The organism is Leptospira idonii, from assembly GCF_004770995.1.
Lineage (GTDB): Bacteria > Spirochaetota > Leptospiria > Leptospirales > Leptospiraceae > Leptospira_A > Leptospira_A idonii.
In genome coordinates, this window is record NZ_RQHW01000079.1 from 21,906 (window position 1) to 43,722 (window position 21,817).

A 21,817-nucleotide genomic window follows, 5' to 3' on the forward strand; every position below is an offset into this window, starting at 1 on the left:
GGAGAGGTTTTTTTATGTCTAAAATTTAGTTTGCATACTGGAAACTAACAGAAGAAAATCGATGAGTAGATGAGAGTATTAGGATTTTTATCAATGTCATTGATTCTATATTGTCGTTCTGTTCCTCCGGTTCAGGAAACATCCGAAATCTTGAATTTGCCTTTTCGAATCGTTTCGGAAGATTTCATTTTAGTAAAAGAAATGGAAGGTGTTTTCGGAACCTTTTTTGTTTCTGAAGACAACAAACAATCCGATGTTCAACTCGAGCTGGTGATTCGGGAAGAATCCCAGCGACCGCTTCGAAATATCTGCTACAGCCTTCTAGGTCTCACGATGTTGTATTACGGTTCCATGGAAACGAGTTCCGAATTGAATATTAGTTATATGGCAAAGAACGGTTCTTTGGTGATGAAAAGCCTAAAGAATTTGGAAACTAAGGAATCGATTTGGGCACCTATGCCTTTTTATATTGGAACCGGATCTACTTTGGCTGCTCCCTTATTCAATTCGAATCGTTATCCCAGTCATTTGAGAAAGTATTGTTTGGAAGAAAATCCTGGAAATATGCGATCCATTTTTGAACAGTCTAAAGAACAAAATTGCCAAGAATATTCTAATTTTATAAAGCTTTTATTTTTGCAAAATCAGGATCAAATCCGGCAAACTTTATCTTCTATTCAAGAACATCTATGAACAAAGTATTATTTTTACTACTTCTCATTTTTTTGTCTTTTTCCGTTTCTGCGATCTCCATTCCTACCGAAAATTGGAGCTTGGTGTTATATGGTGGAACTTACACACAAACAGACTTGCTTCCCATCGTGTTACGCCAAAAAACGGAATATAAAAATTCCTATATCGGCGTGATCGGGTTCAGCAGACCGCTGGATTATCGAATTCGTTTCATAGAATTCGAAGCGGAAGGGAATGTTGTAAAACATTTCGGCTCTATGAATCATTGGGAAACCAATTTATTCTACATCGCAAAGATTTCGAATTTGGGTGGAACTCCTTTCGCAATTTCCATAGGAGAAGGGCTTTCACTTGCTTCGGAGAATCCGAAATTGGAAAATACGGAAAAAGAGATTCGATGGAATGGTTATCAATCCAAGGCGATGGAATCCAGAAACCTATTGAATTTTCTTATGGTAGAGATGAGTTATAGGCTTCCTATGGAAAGAAAGACGGATATTTTTTTGAGAGTGCATCATCGATCGGGGATTTTCGGACTCTATTGTCCTCCGGATCCGAATTGCGGTTCTAATTTTATCAGTTACGGATTTAGAACTTCCCTATAAATTGGGGCAGGAATCATTCTTTTGTTGAACGATCTATTTATCAAACATCATAGAATCCCGGAACCTGAATTGATGACGGACTCAAACCAGGCGGATGCTTATGCAAATGCGGATTTTTCAGAAGCACATTCTTCCATTATACGAACATTAGTCGATTTGACAGGATCGAGATTCGTTCCTAAACGCATTCTGGATTTAGGTGCCGGTTCGGGAGACATGACTTACAGGCTGCATACCGCATTTCCGTCTGCGGATATTTATGCGGTGGACGGCTCGGAGGAGATGCTTTCCCGAAATCAAAAATTGTTTCAGGAAAAAGGAAAGGCTGCTGGAGAAATCCATTGGGAGCTTACGACTTTACAAACTTGGATTCCGGAACAGCCGTTCGATCTTATCTTTTCCAATTCTCTGCTCCATCATCTTGCAGATCCTTTTGATTTTTGGGGAGCAGTGCAAAGAGCGACATACGAAGAAAGTTTTATTTTTGTTTCGGATCTGTTTCGACCTGAATCTTTCCAGGAAGCGGAATTTTTAGTGAATCAATATTCCGGAAACGAGCCGGATGTTTTGAAAAAAGATTTCTATAACAGTCTTTTGGCGGCCTATCGAATCGAAGAAGTAGAATCGATGCTCATTCGATTGAAGTTGGATCAAAAACTAAAGATCGATAAAATCAGCGATAGGCATTGGATCTGTTATTCCAGAAACGTTCTTTGATTTTTAATCGATTTCTTCCAATAACCAATCGTTGACTAAATCGGGAATCGGCTCTTTGCAATAATCACAATTTGTCGCATCCGTTTCCGGGAAAGGTCCTCCGCATTTTTTACAAGTCACTTCGGAAAATCCCAGTTTGGTTTCTCTTGTTCCGGATAAAACAAGTTTGAGGTTGTTCCTTTTGTGTTCCGGGAGGAGATTGTTTCTTCTCGCCGCACTCCATCTGAAATTACAGACTGCTTCGAAAGAAGTTCCTTTGTTTTGAAAGGAAGACACTTCCACGGAGCCGACAACGGGGAGGAAAAACAGTTCGCGGCGTTTTACTCCTTCCAATAAACTTTTGTTTGTTGTTTCTCTGGAAATGTATTTAGGATCTGCCTTTGTTTTTGCGTAAATCCATTTCCAAAATAAGGAGGAGGCTCTATCCTCTAGGATCTGAATGGAAGAAGGGGATTCCGTATGTTTTTTTGCAAATTCCCTGTAGTCCATAAACCTGTCCGTGTCCCATTCTACTACTTGAGTGATTTCGGAAAGTACCCAGTCGTTTTCTCCCGAATTGAATATGGAACCGCAATATTGACATTTGGTGGTAGTATGACTGAAAGGAGAATCCGCACCGCAAGAAGGACATAGATTGTGAATCAAATCTTTTCCGATTTGGGTTTTTGCGGAAAGTCGTCTGGAAAAAGAATAAACTTCTTCGTAAGTTCCCTCTTCCGCTTCGGATACAAGTTTGTTTTTTTCCTTGTCTGACAAATGAGTGGAAACGGAAACATCTTTGGCTTTGCAGGAAAGTTTTATATGAATCGTAAGATAATCGGAAAACACTTCCACATGCAGAATCTTCTGATCCAGGATTTTAAATTCAGTCGTTAGATTTTTCAGTTCATCCACTTCTTCTAGAAGTTGCAATTGGATGCGAAGTCTTTGGAAAACACCTGCGGAAACATAATGGCGAACAGGTTCCATATTTCCCTTCGTCCAGGATTCCACCAAAGTGTTACCGATGAACTTTGTTTTGGCGAAAAAATCGTTTACATCGAAATTCGGATCGTAGGATAGAATTTCTCCCAGCAGTTTCTTTTTGTTTTGTTCCTGCTTCAGTATTTCGTAAGGGTTCAATTCCACATAATAGGATGATTTTTTCCACTTAGGCAGAATCCAAAAAAAACAAAAACCTAAAATAGTAACAAAGATTAGATTAGAGGAGAGTAAAAATTCCAAATTACTTCCCGAACCGGGAGAAAGAAACAAGGCTCTCATCGCAGCTGCATAGTTTATAAAAAACCAGTTGGAAAAAAGAGAAGGATCCGTTTCTATTTTGACGATTGGAAAATATCCTTCCGGCAAAGAAGAGTTCCAATTCAAAAGCACTCTGTTTTTATCTTTTCCGATTTGAGTGATGGTGGGAATGAGTCTGCCTGCGGTAGGCTGTCCGCAATAATCGCAATCCGTAAGGAAAAGAGAAATGTTCGTTTGAGAAAGATCTACCTCTTCCGGGAAAATAATTTCCAAAGACAAAGAACTGAGTTTGTTTCTCCATTCCTTAACGGAAACCGGCTGCAGATAAATAATTTCCTTATTCCCTTGAGTGAAATGTTCACCTAGTGCGGTGAAGGCGAATTTATAATTGTAAGAGGAGGTTTCCGAATTCTCCTTTTTGATCTCGGGAGAAGAGACTGAGGCACCGATCTGGCTCCAAAAACCGGAACTCATATTGGATGAATAATCGTAATGGATTTGGTAACTAGGACTTAGAAATCTGGGGAGTAGGGAATTATTTTGGGAATAGAAATGATTGATTCCATAATCGAAGAATAATTTTTCCTGGTTCTTCGTTTCTTTCGAGAAAAAAGATAAATCCACTTCGTATCGATCGGATCCGTTTTCGTTGAGAGTGATTTTTTGATGAGTTGTGTAATGTTCTTGATCTGCCGTACCTAGATTTCCTGATCTGGAAGATACATTTGATTCTGGAAAGCCCAATAGTACGAAGTGAGTGAAATCGTTTCGCAAGGAAGATGGGTCTATCGTGATTTTATTTTCGCCTAATATTAGTTTTACGGGTTCTTCGGAATAATCGAAAAGATTAGGATCGTAATATCTTTGAGAAACCTGGAAAGATTTCCAAATTAAATCTTCATCCCATGTGATCGTTACGTTTGCTTTTTCCGGCCGGATGATTTTTTTTTCGACTTCCCAAAATAGCAGAGTGGAGTTTCCGATGGTTTCCATAGGCTGCTCGATTCGGTAGCTCAACTCCAATGGAATTTTAGAATCGTTAGCTCCTTCTTTCCAGTTCACATCGATTTCCCAATCGAAAGCATTCGCATAATACTCTACAGGTGTAACTTTGAGTTCACTGATCTTCCAATTGGCGATTTTTAGAAATTTTTTCCTTACGATTCCTACCTTGGCGGTTTTTTCTTTGATCAGAAAGGATTCAATTACATCTGCCTGTCCCGAACTTTTAAAATGGATACGGATGTCGTGTTTGTCCGCCTCGAAATAGGCGGTCGGTTCCGGGCCTGCAGGAGGAGAACTCGTATAACTGGAAGTAGAACTGCTATTATGCGAAGAGGAATTGCTAGATGAGCGGTAGGAGGAGGAAGAATAAGAACTGGATCGATACGAAGAAGAGGATGACGAGGAATAAGAGGAAGAGCTTCCTGAGGAACGGTAAGATGCGCCCATTCCCGGGCGAGATTCTAGATGAAAATGGACTATAAAAAGGAAAAAAAGAGCAAGAGGAGCAGGAAATAACTTCTTAACCAAGATACTTTCTTTCCACTTGGTGTTTGTCCATTTGGGAAATTTGGAGTTCCAAAGCAAGTTCGTCCAAAAATTCGACTTCCGCCTTGTTGAGGCTTCCGTCCGATGCTACGATGCAGACGGCATCTTCGAAAAAATTCAAAGCATATTGGTCATTGCCCACGACTGCTTTGCTGATGGATTTCATTGGGAGCGGGCTTTCGAATGTCTGAGAAAGAATTTTCAAAACTTCTTTTCTTTGTCCCTTGTATTCACTCAGCAAACATCCAGGTTCAAAAAGGACATTGACCAGCTCTCCCACAAGCTCTCCTTCTCCCGGTTTGAGCTGTCCGTCCGCATTGCAGGCGTAGGACCATAGGCTCAACAGAATTTTTGCATATTCGATATGTAAATCCGTCTCGAGAGGATTCAAATTCTGAAGAGAGGAGGGGTGAGAATTTTTATGGTTCTTTCCCTGTTTCAGATTGTGCAAAATTTTTTTCGGCATACCAAGCCTAGATCCTAATTTTTTAAATTTTCTCTTCAACTTCATTTTTTATCAGTTTTCTTAATTTTTATCAAAAATAGGCTGAATTGCATCTTTCCTTCGGGAAAGTGGAGCTATCTCTTATGTCTAAAAAAATTCTAGTTACAAGCGCACTTCCTTACGCAAACGGATCTATCCATTTAGGCCATATTTTGGAAGCTGTCCAAACAGATATTTGGGTACGCTTTCAGAAGTTAGTGGGCAATGAATGTTACCTTTTCTGTGCGGACGACACCCACGGCACTCCTATCATGATCGCCGCCAAAAAGGCGGGCAAAACACCCGAAGAACTAATTACGGAAGTACAAAAGGAACATTATGCGGATCTGACTTCTTTTTTAGTGGAGTATGACAATTATTATACGACGAATTCGGAAGAGAATCGAAAATATTCCGAATCCATTTATCTGACTCTCAAAAAGAACGGGCACATTTCCGCAAGGAACATAGAACAATCCTATTGCGAACACGATAAGATGTTTTTACCGGATCGTTTCATCAAAGGAACTTGTCCTAAATGCGGCGCCAAAGATCAGTATGGTGATTCGTGCGAAGTTTGCGGAACCAGTTATTCTCCCAAAGATCTAAAAGATTCCCACTGTTCTCTTTGCGGAACCACTCCCGTATTGAAGGAATCGAAACATCTTTTTTTCAAACTTCAAGACTTCCAAGACAGACTGAAAGTTTGGATGGAAGAAGGAGACAGACTTCAGGAAGGTGCCAGCAAAAAATTGCAAGAATGGTTTCATTCCGGATTGCAGGAATGGGACATCAGTCGTGACGGACCTTACTTCGGTTTTGCGATCCCCGAAGAAGAAAACAAATATTTTTACGTTTGGTTGGACGCACCTATCGGATATATGGCGTCTTCTCTGAATTTCTTCAAAGATGAAAAGAAATTCAACGAATTCTGGAAGGAAGGCAAAGGAGAGATTGTTCATTTCATAGGAAAAGACATTCTTTATTTTCACGGATTGTTTTGGCCTGCCATGCTGATGGGATCGGGATACCAAACTCCTTCTCAGTTGAACGTACACGGATTTTTAACCGTCAACGGGGAAAAGATGTCCAAGTCGAGAGGAACTTTCATCAATGCCTCCACTTTCATTCGTTATTTGGATCCGGAACATTTCAGATTCTACATGGCCTGTCGTTTAGGCAACGGTATGGAAGACGTGGATATTTCTTTCGATGATTTCGTCTCCAGGGTGAATTCGGATCTCATCGGAAATTTGGTGAATTTGGTTTCCCGCGTTTCCACTTCGATCCTTGATAAATTGGATCGTAAATTGGGAACTCTATCTTCCGAAGGCAAACAGCTTTTAGGCGAATTGTTGGCGAAAGAGAATGAAATCAAGGATGCTTATCAAACGAGAAATTATTCCAAAGTGATGAGAGAAATCACTTCTTTGGGAGATAAAGTCAATAAATATGTGAATGACTATGCTCCTTGGAACCTCATCAAAACGGATGCGGAAAAAGCGAGAGAAGTGGTGACAGTATCCAGCAATTGTGCGAAGATTTTATTCACTTATCTAGCTCCTGTGACTCCTAAAATCAGCGAAGAAATCAAAAAACTCTATCAATTGGATAAATTAGATTATTCTAACATATCCGAGTTTTTGGAGAACAAAACCCTGGCTCCTTATGCGATGTTGTCCAAAAGAGTGGAAGATAAAAACATCCAAGCGATGATTCAGGATACAAAAGACGCTTACGAAAAAGCAAATAAGGAAAACGTAAAAGTGGAAGTTACCAAATCCGAAACACAAACAAGTTCCAAAGAAGTAAACGAGTCCGGAACCATCACGATCGATGAACTGGCAAAAGTCGAGTTGAGAGTGGGTCTTATCAAAGAAGCGAACCATGTGGAAGGTGCCGATAAACTTTTGAACGTAAAAGTGGATTTAGGCGAAAAGGGGATCAAAAATGTCTTTGCGGGCATCAAATCTTCCTATAAACCGGAAGACCTGGTAGGAAAGAAGGTTGTTGTTGTTGCTAATTTAAAACCAAGACAAATGAAGTTCGGTCTTTCCGAAGCGATGTTGCTTGCTTCCGGGAAAGATTCCACCTTATCTTTATTTGTTCCTGATAAATCGGCGGAACCTGGCGACCTTTTAAAGTAACAAAGATATGGCGATGAAAGCGGATCAAATGCTCAGAGAAAAAGAGATTCAAGGCACAGGCTTTAGTCTCTACGGGAAAATTATGATCGCTTCCATTCTGACCATCATCACTTTTTTCATAGCCCAATCCTTGTACGAATTGTTTATGCTGACGATGATCAATTTAGTTACGATCATCGTTTTGATCGTTTTGTTGAAAACGCTCAAAAAAAATAAGTTTGTATCTGCGATCGGAATCATCTGCGTACTTCTGGATTTGGCGATCGTTAGCGCATTGCCGTTCGTTTGGTACCATTCGGTAGGAGGGGAATCCGTCCCTAGAACCTATCTCATCAAAACCTCTACTCATTTTATCATTGCGGGAACTTTGGTGATGAACGCATTCACCATTCAACCTATGTATCCGCTTTTATATTCCTTCGGAGTTGTGATCAACCAAGCGTTGTTGTTGTGGTATGCACAAGCCGATCCAAGATTCCAAAGTACGGAAAGTTTCAAGGAAGCTTGGTTGGGGAATGCCGCTCATGTGAACAATTATATCGTCACGATGGGAGTCATAGGTGTGTTAGGATTCGCGCTCGCTTATCTCACTTTCCGCATCAGAAAAACACTCTTTCTTGTAGTTAAAAGTGAATTAAAAACCGATCAATTGTCCAGATACTTTTCGCCCCATGTGATTCAGGAGATCGAATCCGCAGAAGAAGGTTTTTTTTCCCCAGGTGGTAAAAAGCAGGATGTGGCAGTTTTATTCTGTGACATTGAAGGGTTCACTCAAATTTCGGAAACACTTGGACCTGAAGCCACATTGTCTTTATTATCCGAATATCATTCTTTTATGTTGGAAGCGATTTTCAAATACAGAGGCACTCTGGATAAGTTTATCGGAGACGGAATGCTTGTCACTTTCGGAACTCCTCAGCCGAGTGAAGAAGATCCTCTTTCCGCCGTTCTTGCGGGCATTGAGATGAAACATAAATTAGCCGAATGGAATCGAACTCGCATTGCTTCCGGTTTGAAACCTATCTCGATCCGAATCGGAATCCATTTCGGTCCTGCAATCGTAGGCAACGTAGGAGTCGCAAAACGTTTGGAATATACGGTTATAGGCGATACCGTGAATGCAGCAAGCCGCATCGAATCCTTAGGAAAGGAATTGAAAAAAAGTTTTTTAGTATCGAAAGATTTACTCGATCGAATTCCGAATCCTTCCTCGATTCCCGCCAAATTGAAATCTTTAGGTGGTTTTTCCTTACGAGGAAAAACCAAAACGACAGAAATATTTTCCATAGAAGTAGAATGATATGATCCCGATTGCTTCCTCCGATTCGATCGTCCTTTTAGAAAGATCAAAGTCGACTCCTTTGTATTTTTCTTTGAAAGTTTTAAATCGTTCTTCCGCAGAACGAGAATTAAGCGAATTACATAAGAACCCTGAAATCGATTTGTATACGGATTGTGACGAAGACACGTTTCTCGTTATGACAAACGGGAATATCAAAACCGATTCTTGGACTTCGATTTGGAAATCGGGCAGTTTTTCCGTAGATGCGGCAGAGTTGGAGTCGCTTTTGGAAAAAGCACCGGATATGTTTCCTTTTTTAGCTTTGGATGAAAACGATAAAGAGCTGATGCTTGCTTGGGGAAAAATCTCCTCTTTGCGGGAAGCAATCGTTTCAGGTCACGGAACATATTACAGCAGATCCAGAAACAAACCTTGGGTGAAGGGAGAAGAATCGGGGCATCTTCAGAACCTGAATGAGATTTTGATTTCTTTGGATCCTTTTTATGTTTTGTATAAAACAAAACAAATCGGCGCCGCTTGCCACACAGGATATTATTCCTGTTTTTTTCGTCAGATACTTTCAAACGAAGAAGTTAAATTCGTATATAAAGATAAAGTGGAAGGTTTGAAATGAACCATTATGTGATCGCCGCAGTCATCATCATCGCAGCATGTCTTGTTTTTTATAAATTAAGATCTTCTCTGGCTACCGACATTCCGAAAATAAAACAAAAGTTAGATGAAGGGGCTTTGGTAGTCGATGTTCGCACCGTATCCGAGTTCGAAATGGGTCATTATCCTGGAGCGATCAACATTCCTGTGGATCAAGTGGGAAAACGTTTGGATGAGTTCGGTTCTAAAGAGAAACCTGTTGTCGTTTATTGTGCTTCCGGAGGAAGAAGTGCCAGCGCTAAGTCGTACTTGAATTCCATGGGATACCAAGATGTGACCAACGCCGGCGGTTTGTCGGATATGCCTAGTTACTGATTTTTTTACGTTTCATATACATCGTCAGCCCTGTCACAGCTTCGCTTCTGATTTTATTTTGAAGCGTCGGCAGCCATCCCATCAAAGTTCCAGGTGTGCCCAAAGCCATTCCTGCCCATTTCCATAAACTGAAACTGTCTTTGTGAGTTTTGATTTTCCCGTCTTGAAAGGTAAACTCTGCATGGATTTTATTGTAAACCATACGTCCCGTTTTGCTGAAGCTGTAGTCCGCTTCCCAATCCGCAGAACCTTTCGTATCGTCCGCTTTCACGTTGGAAAACCGGACTGTCAGATTTTGACCTCGTTCCACTAACATCAACCACATGGCGCCTACTTCTTTGCCTTTCAGATCTTTAAAAACCGGATCGGAGAAAGTGGCTTCTCCATGATAGGAAGATGCCATTGTGTTACCGTCTTTGGATTGGAACGCTGTATAGAATTTATGAATTAACTCTTCGTTGGGGTGCATATAGGGTATTAATCTTCTTGCAATAGAAATCTAACTGCAAGAAAAAAAAGAAATGAATCGAACTTTAAAATTTTCCATCGGACTTTCTGCGGTACTGATCCTTCTGGTAGGCACTTTTTTGGCTGTAGGGCTGATGCAAGATACCAATTACGAAGCAAGTATCTCCGAATTGATTCCCGCTCCTAAAGAAGAGATTTGGAAATATATTACGAATGTGGAAGATGTTCCCAATCGAAGAAATGATGTAGTTAGTGTAGAGATATTAGAGAAAGACGATACTTCCATTCCTCTCCTTTGGAAAGAAAACACAAGTATGGGCGGTTATATGATTTTTAAAAGAGGGGAAACGATTCCTTTCGCAAAAATGGAAATCGTTCTTCAGGAATCTTCTTTCAAAATCAAAGGGTCTTGGGTCTACGAATTGGAGGAAAAAAACGGGGATACCATTTTTTCCGTCACTGAAAAATCCGAAATTGCAAGCCCTGTGGCAAGAGGCGCTTTTTACTTTGCCGGACGGGACAGCACCATCCAGCAAGAGTTAACAATGGTTCGAAACTACTTTCGGGGAAGAAGATAGTTTAAGGAAGTTTGTGAATCCATTCGTTCACACCTTCGCAGATTTTACGAACCGTTTCGTTGTGAAAGATAATTCCTAAGTGGCCTTGTTCATAGCGGGTCACTACCTTGTTTTCGGAAGGAAGTTTCGCTAAATCGGTCAAGGTCTCTTCCGGAACAATCTGGTCTACCGTACCCACCACGCTATAAATAGGAAGTTTGAAGTTTTTGATGAAGTTTTCCGTGTAGTTGATTTTTCCGTCGTTCGATAAAAAGCTTCTGTCGTTGGAGATTTGACTTTGGAAAAACTGCATAATCACGGAAACCGATTCTTCGCAAAACACATCTTCAATGAAAAAATACCATTCCGGCGGAGTGATTTCCTTATAACCGACGAAGTCCTTGATCGTAAGCACTTTCGTTCCAATATTATAACTGAAGGCTCTCAGGCTTGAATGAAGATTCAAAAGGAATTTGAAGAACTTCTTTAAGTCGATGGTTTGGATGGTCGCTTGCATGGAGAAGGATGCCATGCTTAGGATCATATCCGAAATCATTCTGTGAGGCATCATCCCGAAACCTTTTTTGATCGTATCGAGACCGATGAAATTCGATTTCAAACTAATGTAGTTAGGCGAAGTGATGGATACGACTCCAGCGATGTGTTCTTCCGGTCTAGGAAGATTGAATTCTTCTTTGATTTCCTTGATGATATCGTAAGAGGATGCATAAAAACGGGGGATCATCCCTCCCATACTATGGCCTACTACTACGGTTCTTTCACTAGGATAATGCCAGCGAATCCATCTGAGAACTTCCGGGAAGTCGTCTTGGATGTAATTGTCTACGGTCCATCCTTCCTTTTTTCCATGTTTAGGCATGGTTTGGCGAGAGCGACCTCTCATATCCATAAGGAAAACTCTGTAACCGTATTTTAACGCCAGTTCTTTTCCCAGTTTGTCCATCACGGATCTGCGGCAGAAAAAACCCGGAATGAGAAGTAGGTTTTTCCCTGTGCTGTTCAATTTTTCAGGAGTGAAACTTTTTAAAGAAACCGCATAACCTTCCGTAGTCGGGATGATAAAAGAGGCATCCATCCTGTATTCTTTATTGTACTGGTGGGATTTGAAAATGATGGAAGTGACCGGCTCTTTCTGGTCTTTCGTAGTCGTATAAAAGAGGTTACGCGAATTGGAAACCGTATCCGCCTTTTCAATATTCTTTTGGGCGATGTAAGGATCATTCGCTCCTTCCATCTCTTTCGTTACTACGAATTCGATTACGTCGAACAAAGAATAAAGCTGTAGCATTAAAGGACGGATTTGATCTTCCGGGATCGGATCTTTTGTGATCCCCCATAAAATCCCGATCGGGTTTTCCTTCACGAACAGAGGAAGTCCTACCGCATAGTTCATTGTCTCGGAAAGAAGAACCTTTTTTTCAGGATGGATTTCCGCTTCCTTCAGATTGATGATTTGAATTTCGGGTCTTAGGCCTTTGTTGAAATCGATGATTGCTTTTTGAATGAAACGTGCGGATTCATTGCGAGGGTCGCTGAGAGGAATCGGTCTAGCTTTCTGCATGTATTCGTCGATTCCGGGGATTTTTCTTCTCTCTGCGATTTCTTTGAGTTTGAAATGAGTGGCAGTGGAAACGATTTTCAACTGATCCCTGTCGATGACTTCGAAGCTGGAAAAGCTGAAAACAGGCTCATCGTCGAAATGCACGAGAGAAACCATCTTATTGGCAAAGGACTGCCAGATGTTTTCGAGGAACTGATAGGTAGTTTTGGGAACGGGGAAAACATAAATTTTCTCCGGACTCACCATAAGACTTTTATTCGAGTCTCTGGATGAGTTTTTGATCAGTCGGTCATCCCAGTAGGGAATTTCTTCAAGTGCCATTCAGTATCCTTTTTATTTGTAAATACTTATACCCTATTTTCGACTTTTCAGATGCCTGAGAACTAAAAAATAAAGCAATATGCAACAATCTGTGTTTGAACCAATTTCTCGCCTTTCTGTGCCCGCCCTTGATTCTATTTTAGGCAAACCGTTTCCCGTTTTGGACGACGGTTTTGTCAGACTCGTTGATTATATGGGATCTGACGAAGCAATTGTGCAGGCGGCACGCGTTTCGTACGGAAAAGGAACAAAGAAAGTCAACGAAGACAGGGGCTTGATTCGTTACTTAATGAGACACAGACACAGTACGCCGTTCGAAATGTGCGAAGCGAAATTCCACATTCGGGTGCCTATGGATACTTGGCGCCAATGGGTGCGACACCGAATGGCAAATGTCAATGAATACTCTACGCGTTACTCCGTAGCTATCGATTCCGCACAAACCACAAAGCCGGAAGAATGGAGAATCCAATCCTTAGGAAATAAACAAGGAAGCAGCGGATACTTGGATTCCGAAAAAGGAAATCACCTAACAAAGAGAGAACAAGAACTTCAAGCGCTCACTCATTCCGTATATCAGGAACGTTTGGAATTAGGGGTGGCAAGAGAACAAGCCAGGAAAGATCTTCCTTTATCCACTTATACGGAAGCGTATTGGAAAATGGATTTGCACAACCTTCTTCATTTTCTTGCTTTGCGTATGGACGATCACGCTCAGTTGGAGATTCGTCTTTTTGCAAAAACGATCGGAGAAGAAATCGTAAGCAAATGGGTACCTAACGCTTGGGAAGCTTTTCAAGATTACCGCATACAATCGTTAGCTTTGACTCAATACGACCGCGATATCATCGCAGCTCTCAATAAATCCGGCAAAGAAGGAGCTAAAAAATTAGCCATCCAGTTGGGATTGTTGGATGAAGCGGGAACCACTACGAAAAAAAGTAGGGAGAGAGAAGAGTTAGAATCCAAATTAACCGATCTGGGATTTGAGATTCCTTGGTAAAACCGAGGGGAGAAATTCCAATTGTAAAAATATTTCTTGTAAGCCGACGAAAGTAGGGATATATTTTTTTGAATATGTCCAATATACAAAATCAATTATCCTTTATCGTCATTTCCATCCTTCTTTCGGTCGGCACTGCTGTTTCTGCTAATGAATATGCGGTTGCCGGTTATGTGAAGGGGAAAGTGAGCCTACTATCCGTAGGTGATACCGCCAAACTTTGGAAAATTGTCAAACAAAACGATGTGATCAAACCAGGAGACACCATCAAAACGGGCAATGGTTCCAAAATCGATTTGGTTTTTAAAGAAACCGAATTCAGAATCCAGCCAAACTCCAGTTTTACCCTGAAAGAATGGGATCCGAAGAGTCAGGTCTCTAAAGTATATTTGGAAAACGGTGCCGCTTGGTTCAAAGTAAAGAACTTCCAAAAAGGAAAATTTGAAGTAACAACACCAATGGCAACGGCAGGAGTTCGAGGAACTGCATTCGGAGTTTATTATGAAGTTAAAGAGAAAAGAACCTATACTTGTGTTTGCGAAGGGAAAGTAGATGTGAACGGAACCGTGTTTTCTCAAGGAACAGGAGGAGTCGTAGATGAGTCTGCCTCTTTAGAGAAGAGCGAATACAAAGAACTGTTTGAAAAAGGCGAATCCGGCAAACCAGGGAAAGCGAATTTAAATTTTCAAAAGAAAATGAAAGAAGCACCCATGCTTGCTAAATGTCTTCCTTGTCACCAAACAAGCGGATGGGAAGCCAAAGATGTTTTGGCGGATGAAAAATACGGAAAGTAGTGATTCGTAAGTTTCTCTTTCTTTTCATTTTTTTTTCTTCCGCATTGCATCTATATGCAGAGGAAGTAGTCACTACGAAAAAGGAAGAACCCGATTCCTATTACGGATTGAAGTTAGGCGCTATCGTCACTCCTACATTCGGATATCGGGTTCGAGATTCCGCTTCAGGAATTTCTGACACAACCCAATCGGAAAAAACGGGTTTTTCCATGCCTTGGACTTTGCTCTTTATCTCTAAAGAATGGGAAGATACCGGAATCAAAGTAGAGTTTTGGGGAGAAGTGATTCGCAGTAACGTTCTTTCCGCAGATACCTCTGCAGACTCCGGCACAAAAGCCAATCCTTATCTTTTCGCCATCCGACGTGCGAATGTGCAAAAGAAATGGGATTTAGGCGCAACTCGTCACAAACTTATTTTCGGAATGCAGGAACTTCCTCATATGTTCTCCGTCTGGTCAGGATACTATGACTGGCGTTATATGGAAAGATCCCCTTTGGAATCGATGGCATTCTCAGCGGATCCTGTCGATTTAGGATTATCTTATCTTGCGGAATGGAAATCTTTCAGCGCTCATTTGGCAGTAGTGAACGGGGACGGTTATCGCAGCATCCAGAATGCGGGTGGCACAGGATACGATGTGATAGGCAGAGTAAGCTGGGAGCAGAAATGGCAGGATGATCTGAAAACGGGAATTCATTTTTTAGGCAGAAAAGGAAACGCTTTCGGATATTCGGGTAATGAATGTAATGAGGCGAAAACCAAATGTTTTCCTTCGGATAACAATCCGAATACTCTTTTGAGAGGAGATGTTCGCCTGTCTCAGGAAGAAAGTTACGCAGTGGAATCGAATCTTCTTTGGAGAGAGTATATCAATTTAGGTTTGGGAGGAATGGCCAAGAAAAAATTCGGGGGCAGATATTCCGATGCCATGAATCCTACCGAATTTCCCAAAAATATCTCCGAAAAAACGGGCAGAGGAGCCTACGGTTGGATCGGTCTTGGAAATAAAATGATTCGAATCGTCTTTCGAGGGGAAATTGCTACCGGTGGACCGAACCAAGGTTTGCGTTCTACAGAGTCTAACTTACAGGAGCCTTGGGTAAGGTATTCGGAATCTGCCACTTTGAAAACGACACCCGTATATTCGGATAAAGCTTATTATATTTCGAGACAAGTTTATCTGGAATATCTTTGGAGTGAAACGGCAAGATTGGGATTCGGATATCAGGAAATTCGTTCTTTCGATTCCTCAGGAGCTCCTAATAAATGGTACATAGATAATTTCGCAAATGAAAGGACTGTTGCAGACTACAGACAACAATTTTCGACACCAAGCCCTGCCTTGATATCGGAATACAGTCGGTTGGATCGCAACATACTTGTAAAAGCGACAATGCAATTTTAAACTCATGATTTCAGAATTACAACTCTTCATTGAATCCCAGTTATCCGGCAATAGTTTTCATCCTACCGCTTTTTTCTTTTTGATCTTGGGAGGTTTTTTGGCAAGCCTCCTCCCTTGTGTGTATCCTCTTTATCCGATCACTGCCGGGATTTTAAACTCCAGAATCGGAAAAACCAAATGGCTTCATCCTTTCGTATATTATCTCGGTCTCGCCACCATGTATTTATTGTTCGGCGTCATTGCCGCTTTTACGGGAGGTGTCTTCAATCAAATTTTAAGATACCCGGAAACTAACTTAATTTTAGCATATATTCTTTTCGTTTTGGGTATGTCTTCTGCGGAATTGATTTATTTGCCTATATTCAGCCAACGTTCTGCAGGATCGCATAATTCTTCTTATTCGGGAAGTTTTCTTTTGGGAATGGGAGCGGGGCTTTTATCTTCTCCTTGTGTCGGACCTGTGGTGGTCAGTATTTTACTTCAAATCGTTACGAGCCAAGGAAATGGAATCGAATTTTTGACTGTGCTCTCCACTTCCTTAAAGATGCTCGCTTTCGGCTTGGGAGTAGGATTGCCGTTTTTGGCGATTGGGGTTTTCGGGCTTTCTTTGCCGAAATCGGGAAAGTGGATGAAGTATGTGCAATGGCTTTTGGCTCTACTCATCTTCTATTTTTCTTATACATATCTGACAAAAGCGGGACAAATTTGGGGATTATCGGATGCGAAAATTTTCCAAGCTTTCCTGTTATGGATCGCCTTACTGACATTCGCCTATTTTGCACACAGTAATTCCGAACAACTTCTCCCCGTGAGAATGAAATCCGCTTTAGCCGTTGCCAGTCTATGTTTGACGACGGTTTTACTTGCGGTTGTCCTTTTGCAGAATGGTTCTTCCGTTTCAAAGGGTGTCCTTCCGGAATCTTCTGAAATAGAAGTTTCCGGAAATCTAAATTGGCATCGATCCGAGGCGGAAGTGTATTCACTTGCGAAAAAGGAAAACAAACCAGTCTTTATCGATTTTTATGCGGATTGGTGCACGAACTGCAAAGAGTTTCAAAAGCTGACATTGGCGGATGAGGAATTGAATCAGGTATTGGAGAAGGAAGCGGTTCTTTGGAAGGTTTATGATACGGATCCGATTTTCGAAATATTTTCAGATGATCCTCGTTATGCGGAGTTGAAAATCGGACTTCCTTTCTTTTTAGTTTTAGATTCCCAAGCCGGCCTTATTTTTAAAACGAATGACTACCTTGATACAAAAGGAATGATCGAAGCGATTCGAAGGCATAATCAATAAGCCTTCGAATGCAACTCAGCTAAAAACGTAAAACTATAGTTTCGGTTTTTCGTAACTCAGAACCGGTTCTAAAGGAGAAAAAAGTTTTAAGAACCCGATCAACTGGAGGACGTTCCCTTTTTTGTATTCGAATCCAGGCAATGTAGTGAGAGGATTTCGAATGCGAACCAGCATTTCTTTCCAATCCTGCGAGTTTAAATGAACGATGATTTCCGAATCGGAATGATAATCGGGAATCACTTCTGCAACTCCTCTTCTAACATGGACAGTGATCTTTTCGTTCGAATCCGTGAATATGAAACTCACCTTTTGGTTCGTATCTGCGCTGGCAACAGGATCCAAATTGGTGACAAAGCTGGAGAATATTACAGAAATCGGATATCGTTTCAAAAGCTGTGGATTCGGCTTTACTTGTAGTTTGGCGACAAAATTTTTCTTTAACTCCAATGCTTCCGTTAAATAATAATGCCGTGAATTCGCATTCTCTTCCTTTTTCGCCAAAGCTTCCAAGGATTGAATTCTCAATTCTCTTGCTCTGGAATCTTTACGATCGGAGCGAAGTAAATAACCGCTCAATGTCAAAGCGGATTGATGATCTCCCGCATCGAATTTGGATTTCGCATATTTGAATAAATTCTCTCTTCCTCCTGCCAAATCGATGATCAATCGTGCAGTTTCATCTCTACCTAATGGATGTAAGTCTGTTGCATCTCCGCTGAACCATCCCAAATTCCCGTTGAATAAGGATCTTACGGACCAGGATACTTTTCCGTAAATCTGCTGAAGGTAAGGGGATTGGGAAAGATGAGGAGGGAGTTTCACGTATTCCACTAAATCATCCGGATTTAAACCGGCATTGATTCCTCGTAAGGATTGGTCATGTACAAATTGAACGGCATCCCTGTAATCGGTGATGATGGAATTGATTTCGGAAGCGCCGGAAAGAGGTTTCCCATGACTCGGTACTAAATGTTCGGGATGAATGGAGCGGATAATATCCAAAGATTTGTACCAATTTTTTAAACTGCGAAACCAAGTTCCTCGAATTGTATACAAATTCGGGAACGCCTTATAAAAGTTATCTCCTGTCATAAGAACTTTTTTTTCAGGAAGATAAACGTAAATTTGATCGTCCGTTTCTCCGGGAGCATGGATCAGTTTCAAACGAACTCCGGAAATCTTTACTTCCAAGCTGTCTCGAAATGTTTTTGTGGGAGGAGCGAAGTCTAGTTTGCTTTCAGAGTTGTATCCTTGGTAAGGACCGATTCCCACATTCACTAGTTCGCTTTCGTTTAAATAATTGCCGAACATTCTGGCACTTCTCGTGCCGATGATGGGAGTTGTTTCTCCTGCAAGTCTCTGCACTGTAGGAAGAAGAGTTTCGTGTGCATAGATCTCCGGCTGGTAACCTTCAACAAACGATTGTGATCCGAAGATATGATCCGGATGGCTGTGAGTGTATATGATTGCTTTTATAGGAAGAGAGGATATTTTTTTGAATTCCTCTAAGACTTCTTTGCCGGATTTCAGATCATCCATCGTATCGACGATGATGAGTCCGTCTTCTCCTACAATTAGGATCGAATTAGCAATACCGAATCCTACTGCTGAGTAAACGCCCGGTGCGACTTCGTATATTTTCTTCTCAAACTCTTGATTAAAATGTTCTAATTTATGATCGGGAGTGATTTCCTGCTTCGATTTTGTTGTGCGGCATTGCTGAAAAAGAAAGAGCGCGGCAATCAAAAGAACGATGCCGAATCGAATGTTCATTTTGTACAATTTATGAATGGGTTGTTTCATGTTCTTAATTGGATCAAGGGAAAGTTCCCGATTGATAAATCCTTATGTTGACTCAAAGGAAACCTGCCTCAAAAAGCAATTAAAATAATTCAATATAACATAAATATATCTTTTATATTGAATTGAAGTTGTTTTGCTAGAATGCAATGCGAATTGGAATTCTGAACTTTCAACTTAGCTTTGGAAGAATAAGCAGTAGGATTTTTTAGCGGAACTAGAGAACTTATAGCGGAAGTTGTTAAATTTTATAGGCTTTGAGCTTATCCTTCAAATGTAGTACCTCCTACCGAATTCTCAGATTTATCCCAACTCCTATCAGGCAAAATTCTTTTGGCAGGAAAACTTATTGTTTTGAGCCAACACACTGACAATTTATTCATTATAATGTATCTCTAGTTCGTAATAGCAGATATAACAATTGGTGATTTCATCGCACTGAAAAGTTTAGTTCCTAACGCCTCTTTCAGGAACTTCCGCATGAAATATTTTATTTCCTCACTCTTCTTGCTAACAACGATTATATTTCCCGTTTTCGCTCAGAAAGCGGAAAAGGTTACAACTCCGATATCCGCTCCATCGGATGACAGTTCTTCCAAGAATTCAGATGTTTCGGAAAAAGAACGTTGGAGACTGATTTTGTATGCGGGTTACGGAGGAGCTAATATTCAGAACAACCCGAACATTCCTTTCGCATATAGGGATCCGAATTCGGGGCAAATCAATAACACGGCTTTAGGTAGAAGAACCGGTCTAACGAATACAGGAAGTACGTTTTTCCCTTCCGAAGGACAAGGAAATAACAGAGGTTCGTTGATTTCTTTCTCGAATCACAAATGGTTTTTCAGTTACGGATATACTTCCATTCACTTCAATATGAGTCCTTCCCAACAAGGAACACTTCCTTTGGAGCATTTTCAAGCAGGATCAGATCACATCGTTCATAATTCTAGGATCGATTATAATCAGAAAATATCGGATTATTTTACAGCGGTTTTTTCCTTGAGACAGTTTGTCCGCTCAGGAACGTATCAATGGGATAATGTATTGGAATCCACATATGCGAACAATTATTATGTGGCTTTTCCGAAAGTAGAAGCGAATGATAAAATGACGATCAATATGTTTTCAGTGGGATTAAAATTTAACCCTATCGAATCGTTGGAATTGGAACCTTACTTGCAATATCGAGATGCAAGATATTTCGTGAATGTCTTTTCTACGGTAGGTTCGATTCAAAACGCATCTAATTTTTTGCCTGTTGATCCTGGCGCGATTCTCAGCACATGGGGCTATCAAAATTTAGGAAGTGCCTATGCTGTGCCTTTGTACAATTCCATCTCGAAGGATTTCGGAAACGTAGGACTTCGATTGCAATATACTCCTCTTAAGTTTTTGATTTTTAGATCGGATGTTAGGCGAAATCCTGTTTTAGCTGCTTGGGAAGTCAGAGGATCTTTTACGGTTATGCTTCATAAAAATTTCGGAATTACTTTGGGTGGGGTGTATGCAGAACGAGAAATCAATCCGCTCAATCTAAGAGGTTGGGAAATAGGGCCGACCTACACATATTTGTTCTAAGGAAGTATAAGTGACATAATACGGGAGAGAATCTTTTCGCCCCCACCCGAGTTAGGGTGGAGGGGAGTGGCTCGTGGGCCTTCCCTTCCGACCTCTAACAGAAAATCCCTTTTTCGTCGTTTTAAAATCGGGATTTTCGATTTTTTTTTAGTTTTGTTTCACCTTTTTACCTGGGTAGGGCGCCTACGATTTCCAAATACTCTTTGGCCATCTGGTGTACGATTTCTTTCGCAGGTTTGACATCTTCGATCTGCGCCACACCTTGTCCAGCCGACCAAATATCTCTCCAACGTTTGTATTCTTGTTCGATCGCTTGTTCTCCGCCCGCATGACCTGCAGCGATTTTTTTAGGACCGTCTTCCAGAATGTCGGGAGATTTATGAACGGATTTGCTCAACCAATTGGCTGGAATTCCTGAAATCTTTTCTGTATAGATGATTTCATCCGGCTCAGATTCAATTAACATTTGTTTGTATTCATTCTGCGCTCTTGATTCGGGAGTAGCGATGAATTTAGTCCCTACATACACTGCATCTGCACCTAAGGAAAGTGCGGCGGCCATCTGAGCTCCGCCTGAAATCGCTCCTGCTGCGATGACAGGAAGGCCGGTTTCTTTTTTCAGATAAGGAATGAGAGCGAAGGGAGTGATGTTCCCTGCGTGTCCGCCTGCTCCTTGTGCGACAGTGATCAAAGCATCCGCTCCCGACTTTGCTACAATATTTGCATGTTTTAATGTAGTTACGTCGCAGAAAAGATGAGATCCGTTCGATTTGATTTCTTTGGCGATGGTTCTGGGAGTTCCAAGACTTGTGATGATCAATTCGACTTTCATTTCCATAACGATTTCGAATTGTTTGGCCCAGTTCGGATTATGTTCCTTATGAAGGATCAAGTTTACTCCGATCGGTTTTTTCGTCTTGGAACGGATTTCTAATAATCCTTCCTTTAATTGTTCCGGGGTTCTATAGTTGAGAGAAGGGAAACAGCCGATTCCGCCTGCTTCGGAAACTGCAACAACTAACTCCGGATAGGAAACTAAAAACATCGGAGCCGCAATGATCGGCAAATCGATGTTCAACATCTCTGTGATTTTGGTTTTGATTTTCATTCTTTAACCTAGTATTTTGGTGAGGGATTCAAATTAGGAAGGCTTTCGGAGTATTTTCCGTTTCGAGGCACACAGCTCAAACCTACGCCGCGAATGACGTAGCAGATAGAGTCTTTGGTGATGCATTTCAAACTCTTCTCAAACTCTAAGCCGTCGATTTCCGTGGGAATCGAATGGCACTCCATTTTGTCT

19 protein-coding genes are annotated in these 21,817 nt (G+C 41.2%); 13 read left to right on the forward strand and 6 right to left on the reverse strand.

The window, feature by feature from the left end; translation table 11 throughout:
• Positions 1 to 93 precede the first annotated feature (93 nt).
• The 3 genes from EHS15_RS18020 to EHS15_RS18030 are packed head-to-tail and all read left to right on the forward strand — an operon-like array spanning position 94 to position 2,015.
• On the forward strand, positions 94 to 693 hold the full coding sequence (locus EHS15_RS18020) for a hypothetical protein (protein WP_135761986.1): 600 nt from the start codon (positions 94 to 96) through the stop codon (positions 691 to 693).
• Positions 690 to 1,298, forward strand: a complete 609-nt coding sequence (locus tag EHS15_RS18025) for a hypothetical protein (RefSeq protein WP_135761987.1) — start codon at positions 690 to 692, stop codon at positions 1,296 to 1,298. Before EHS15_RS18020 ends, EHS15_RS18025 begins: the two co-directional genes overlap by 4 nt.
• Before the next feature lie 24 nt (positions 1,299 to 1,322).
• A complete protein-coding gene (locus EHS15_RS18030; protein ID WP_246052291.1) occupies positions 1,323 to 2,015 on the forward strand; it encodes a class I SAM-dependent methyltransferase in 693 nt (230 codons plus the stop codon).
• Positions 2,016 to 2,018: 3 nt separating this feature from the next.
• Here EHS15_RS18030 and EHS15_RS19275 read toward each other — a convergent pair whose 3' ends face one another.
• Positions 2,019 to 4,709, reverse strand: coding sequence for a hypothetical protein (locus EHS15_RS19275; RefSeq protein WP_135761988.1), 2,691 nt, complete (start codon positions 4,707 to 4,709; stop codon positions 2,019 to 2,021).
• Positions 4,710 to 4,782: 73 nt separating this feature from the next.
• Positions 4,783 to 5,274, reverse strand: a complete 492-nt coding sequence (locus tag EHS15_RS18040; RefSeq protein ID WP_246052292.1) for a tellurite resistance TerB family protein — start codon at positions 5,272 to 5,274, stop codon at positions 4,783 to 4,785.
• Between the two features lie 107 nt (positions 5,275 to 5,381).
• Here EHS15_RS18040 and metG point away from each other — a divergent pair, with 107 nt between their 5' ends.
• Genes metG through EHS15_RS18060 form a run of 4 tightly spaced genes read left to right on the forward strand, consistent with a single transcriptional unit; the run spans position 5,382 to position 9,708 of the window.
• Positions 5,382 to 7,439 carry a methionine--tRNA ligase gene (gene metG / locus EHS15_RS18045; protein WP_425460657.1) on the forward strand — a complete coding sequence of 686 codons (2,058 nt, stop codon included), beginning with the start codon at positions 5,382 to 5,384 and terminating at the stop codon, positions 7,437 to 7,439.
• Between the two features lie 13 nt (positions 7,440 to 7,452).
• Positions 7,453 to 8,739, forward strand: coding sequence for an adenylate/guanylate cyclase domain-containing protein (locus EHS15_RS18050; protein ID WP_342775533.1), 1,287 nt, complete (start codon positions 7,453 to 7,455; stop codon positions 8,737 to 8,739).
• 1 nt (position 8,740) lies between these two features.
• A complete protein-coding gene (locus EHS15_RS18055; protein ID WP_246052293.1) occupies positions 8,741 to 9,355 on the forward strand; it encodes a phosphoribosyl-AMP cyclohydrolase in 615 nt (204 codons plus the stop codon).
• Positions 9,352 to 9,708: a rhodanese-like domain-containing protein gene (locus tag EHS15_RS18060; RefSeq protein WP_135761992.1), complete on the forward strand. Its 357-nt coding sequence runs from the start codon at positions 9,352 to 9,354 to the stop codon at positions 9,706 to 9,708. Before EHS15_RS18055 ends, EHS15_RS18060 begins: the two co-directional genes overlap by 4 nt.
• Here the strand turns inward: EHS15_RS18060 and EHS15_RS18065 are convergent.
• Positions 9,698 to 10,177 carry a nuclear transport factor 2 family protein gene (locus tag EHS15_RS18065; RefSeq protein ID WP_135761993.1) on the reverse strand — a complete coding sequence of 160 codons (480 nt, stop codon included), beginning with the start codon at positions 10,175 to 10,177 and terminating at the stop codon, positions 9,698 to 9,700. The two genes, EHS15_RS18060 and EHS15_RS18065, sit on opposite strands and share 11 nt — an antisense overlap.
• Before the next feature lie 52 nt (positions 10,178 to 10,229).
• Between EHS15_RS18065 and EHS15_RS18070 the strand changes: the two genes are divergently transcribed.
• Positions 10,230 to 10,754 (forward strand): SRPBCC family protein, encoded by a 525-nt coding sequence (locus tag EHS15_RS18070; protein ID WP_135761994.1) that lies wholly within the window; start codon positions 10,230 to 10,232, stop codon positions 10,752 to 10,754.
• A gap of 1 nt (position 10,755) precedes the next feature.
• On the opposite strand, the gene EHS15_RS18075 is transcribed toward EHS15_RS18070, so the two are convergent.
• Positions 10,756 to 12,636, reverse strand: coding sequence for an alpha/beta fold hydrolase (locus EHS15_RS18075; protein WP_135761995.1), 1,881 nt, complete (start codon positions 12,634 to 12,636; stop codon positions 10,756 to 10,758).
• Positions 12,637 to 12,754: 118 nt separating this feature from the next.
• Between EHS15_RS18075 and thyX the strand changes: the two genes are divergently transcribed.
• The 4 genes from thyX (at position 12,755) to EHS15_RS18095 (ending at position 17,136) form a co-directional block, all read left to right on the forward strand.
• Positions 12,755 to 13,639: an FAD-dependent thymidylate synthase gene (thyX, locus tag EHS15_RS18080; RefSeq protein ID WP_246052294.1), complete on the forward strand. Its 885-nt coding sequence runs from the start codon at positions 12,755 to 12,757 to the stop codon at positions 13,637 to 13,639.
• A 74-nt stretch (positions 13,640 to 13,713) separates the two neighbouring features.
• Positions 13,714 to 14,433, forward strand: a complete 720-nt coding sequence (locus EHS15_RS18085; RefSeq protein WP_135761997.1) for a FecR family protein — start codon at positions 13,714 to 13,716, stop codon at positions 14,431 to 14,433.
• Positions 14,433 to 15,839, forward strand: a complete 1,407-nt coding sequence (locus tag EHS15_RS18090; RefSeq protein ID WP_135761998.1) for a hypothetical protein — start codon at positions 14,433 to 14,435, stop codon at positions 15,837 to 15,839. Before EHS15_RS18085 ends, EHS15_RS18090 begins: the two co-directional genes overlap by 1 nt.
• A 4-nt stretch (positions 15,840 to 15,843) precedes the next feature.
• Positions 15,844 to 17,136, forward strand: coding sequence for a protein-disulfide reductase DsbD family protein (locus EHS15_RS18095; protein ID WP_135761999.1), 1,293 nt, complete (start codon positions 15,844 to 15,846; stop codon positions 17,134 to 17,136).
• A gap of 33 nt (positions 17,137 to 17,169) precedes the next feature.
• Here the strand turns inward: EHS15_RS18095 and EHS15_RS18100 are convergent, their stop codons facing one another.
• Positions 17,170 to 18,939, reverse strand: coding sequence for an alkyl sulfatase dimerization domain-containing protein (locus EHS15_RS18100; protein ID WP_246052295.1), 1,770 nt, complete (start codon positions 18,937 to 18,939; stop codon positions 17,170 to 17,172).
• 477 nt (positions 18,940 to 19,416) lie between these two features.
• On the opposite strand from EHS15_RS18100, the gene EHS15_RS18105 reads away from it, so the two are divergent.
• On the forward strand, positions 19,417 to 20,517 hold the full coding sequence (locus EHS15_RS18105) for a hypothetical protein (protein WP_135762000.1): 1,101 nt from the start codon (positions 19,417 to 19,419) through the stop codon (positions 20,515 to 20,517).
• 166 nt (positions 20,518 to 20,683) lie between these two features.
• On the opposite strand, the gene EHS15_RS18110 is transcribed toward EHS15_RS18105, so the two are convergent.
• Positions 20,684 to 21,625, reverse strand: a complete 942-nt coding sequence (locus EHS15_RS18110; RefSeq protein WP_135762001.1) for an NAD(P)H-dependent flavin oxidoreductase — start codon at positions 21,623 to 21,625, stop codon at positions 20,684 to 20,686.
• Positions 21,626 to 21,817 lie beyond the last annotated feature (192 nt).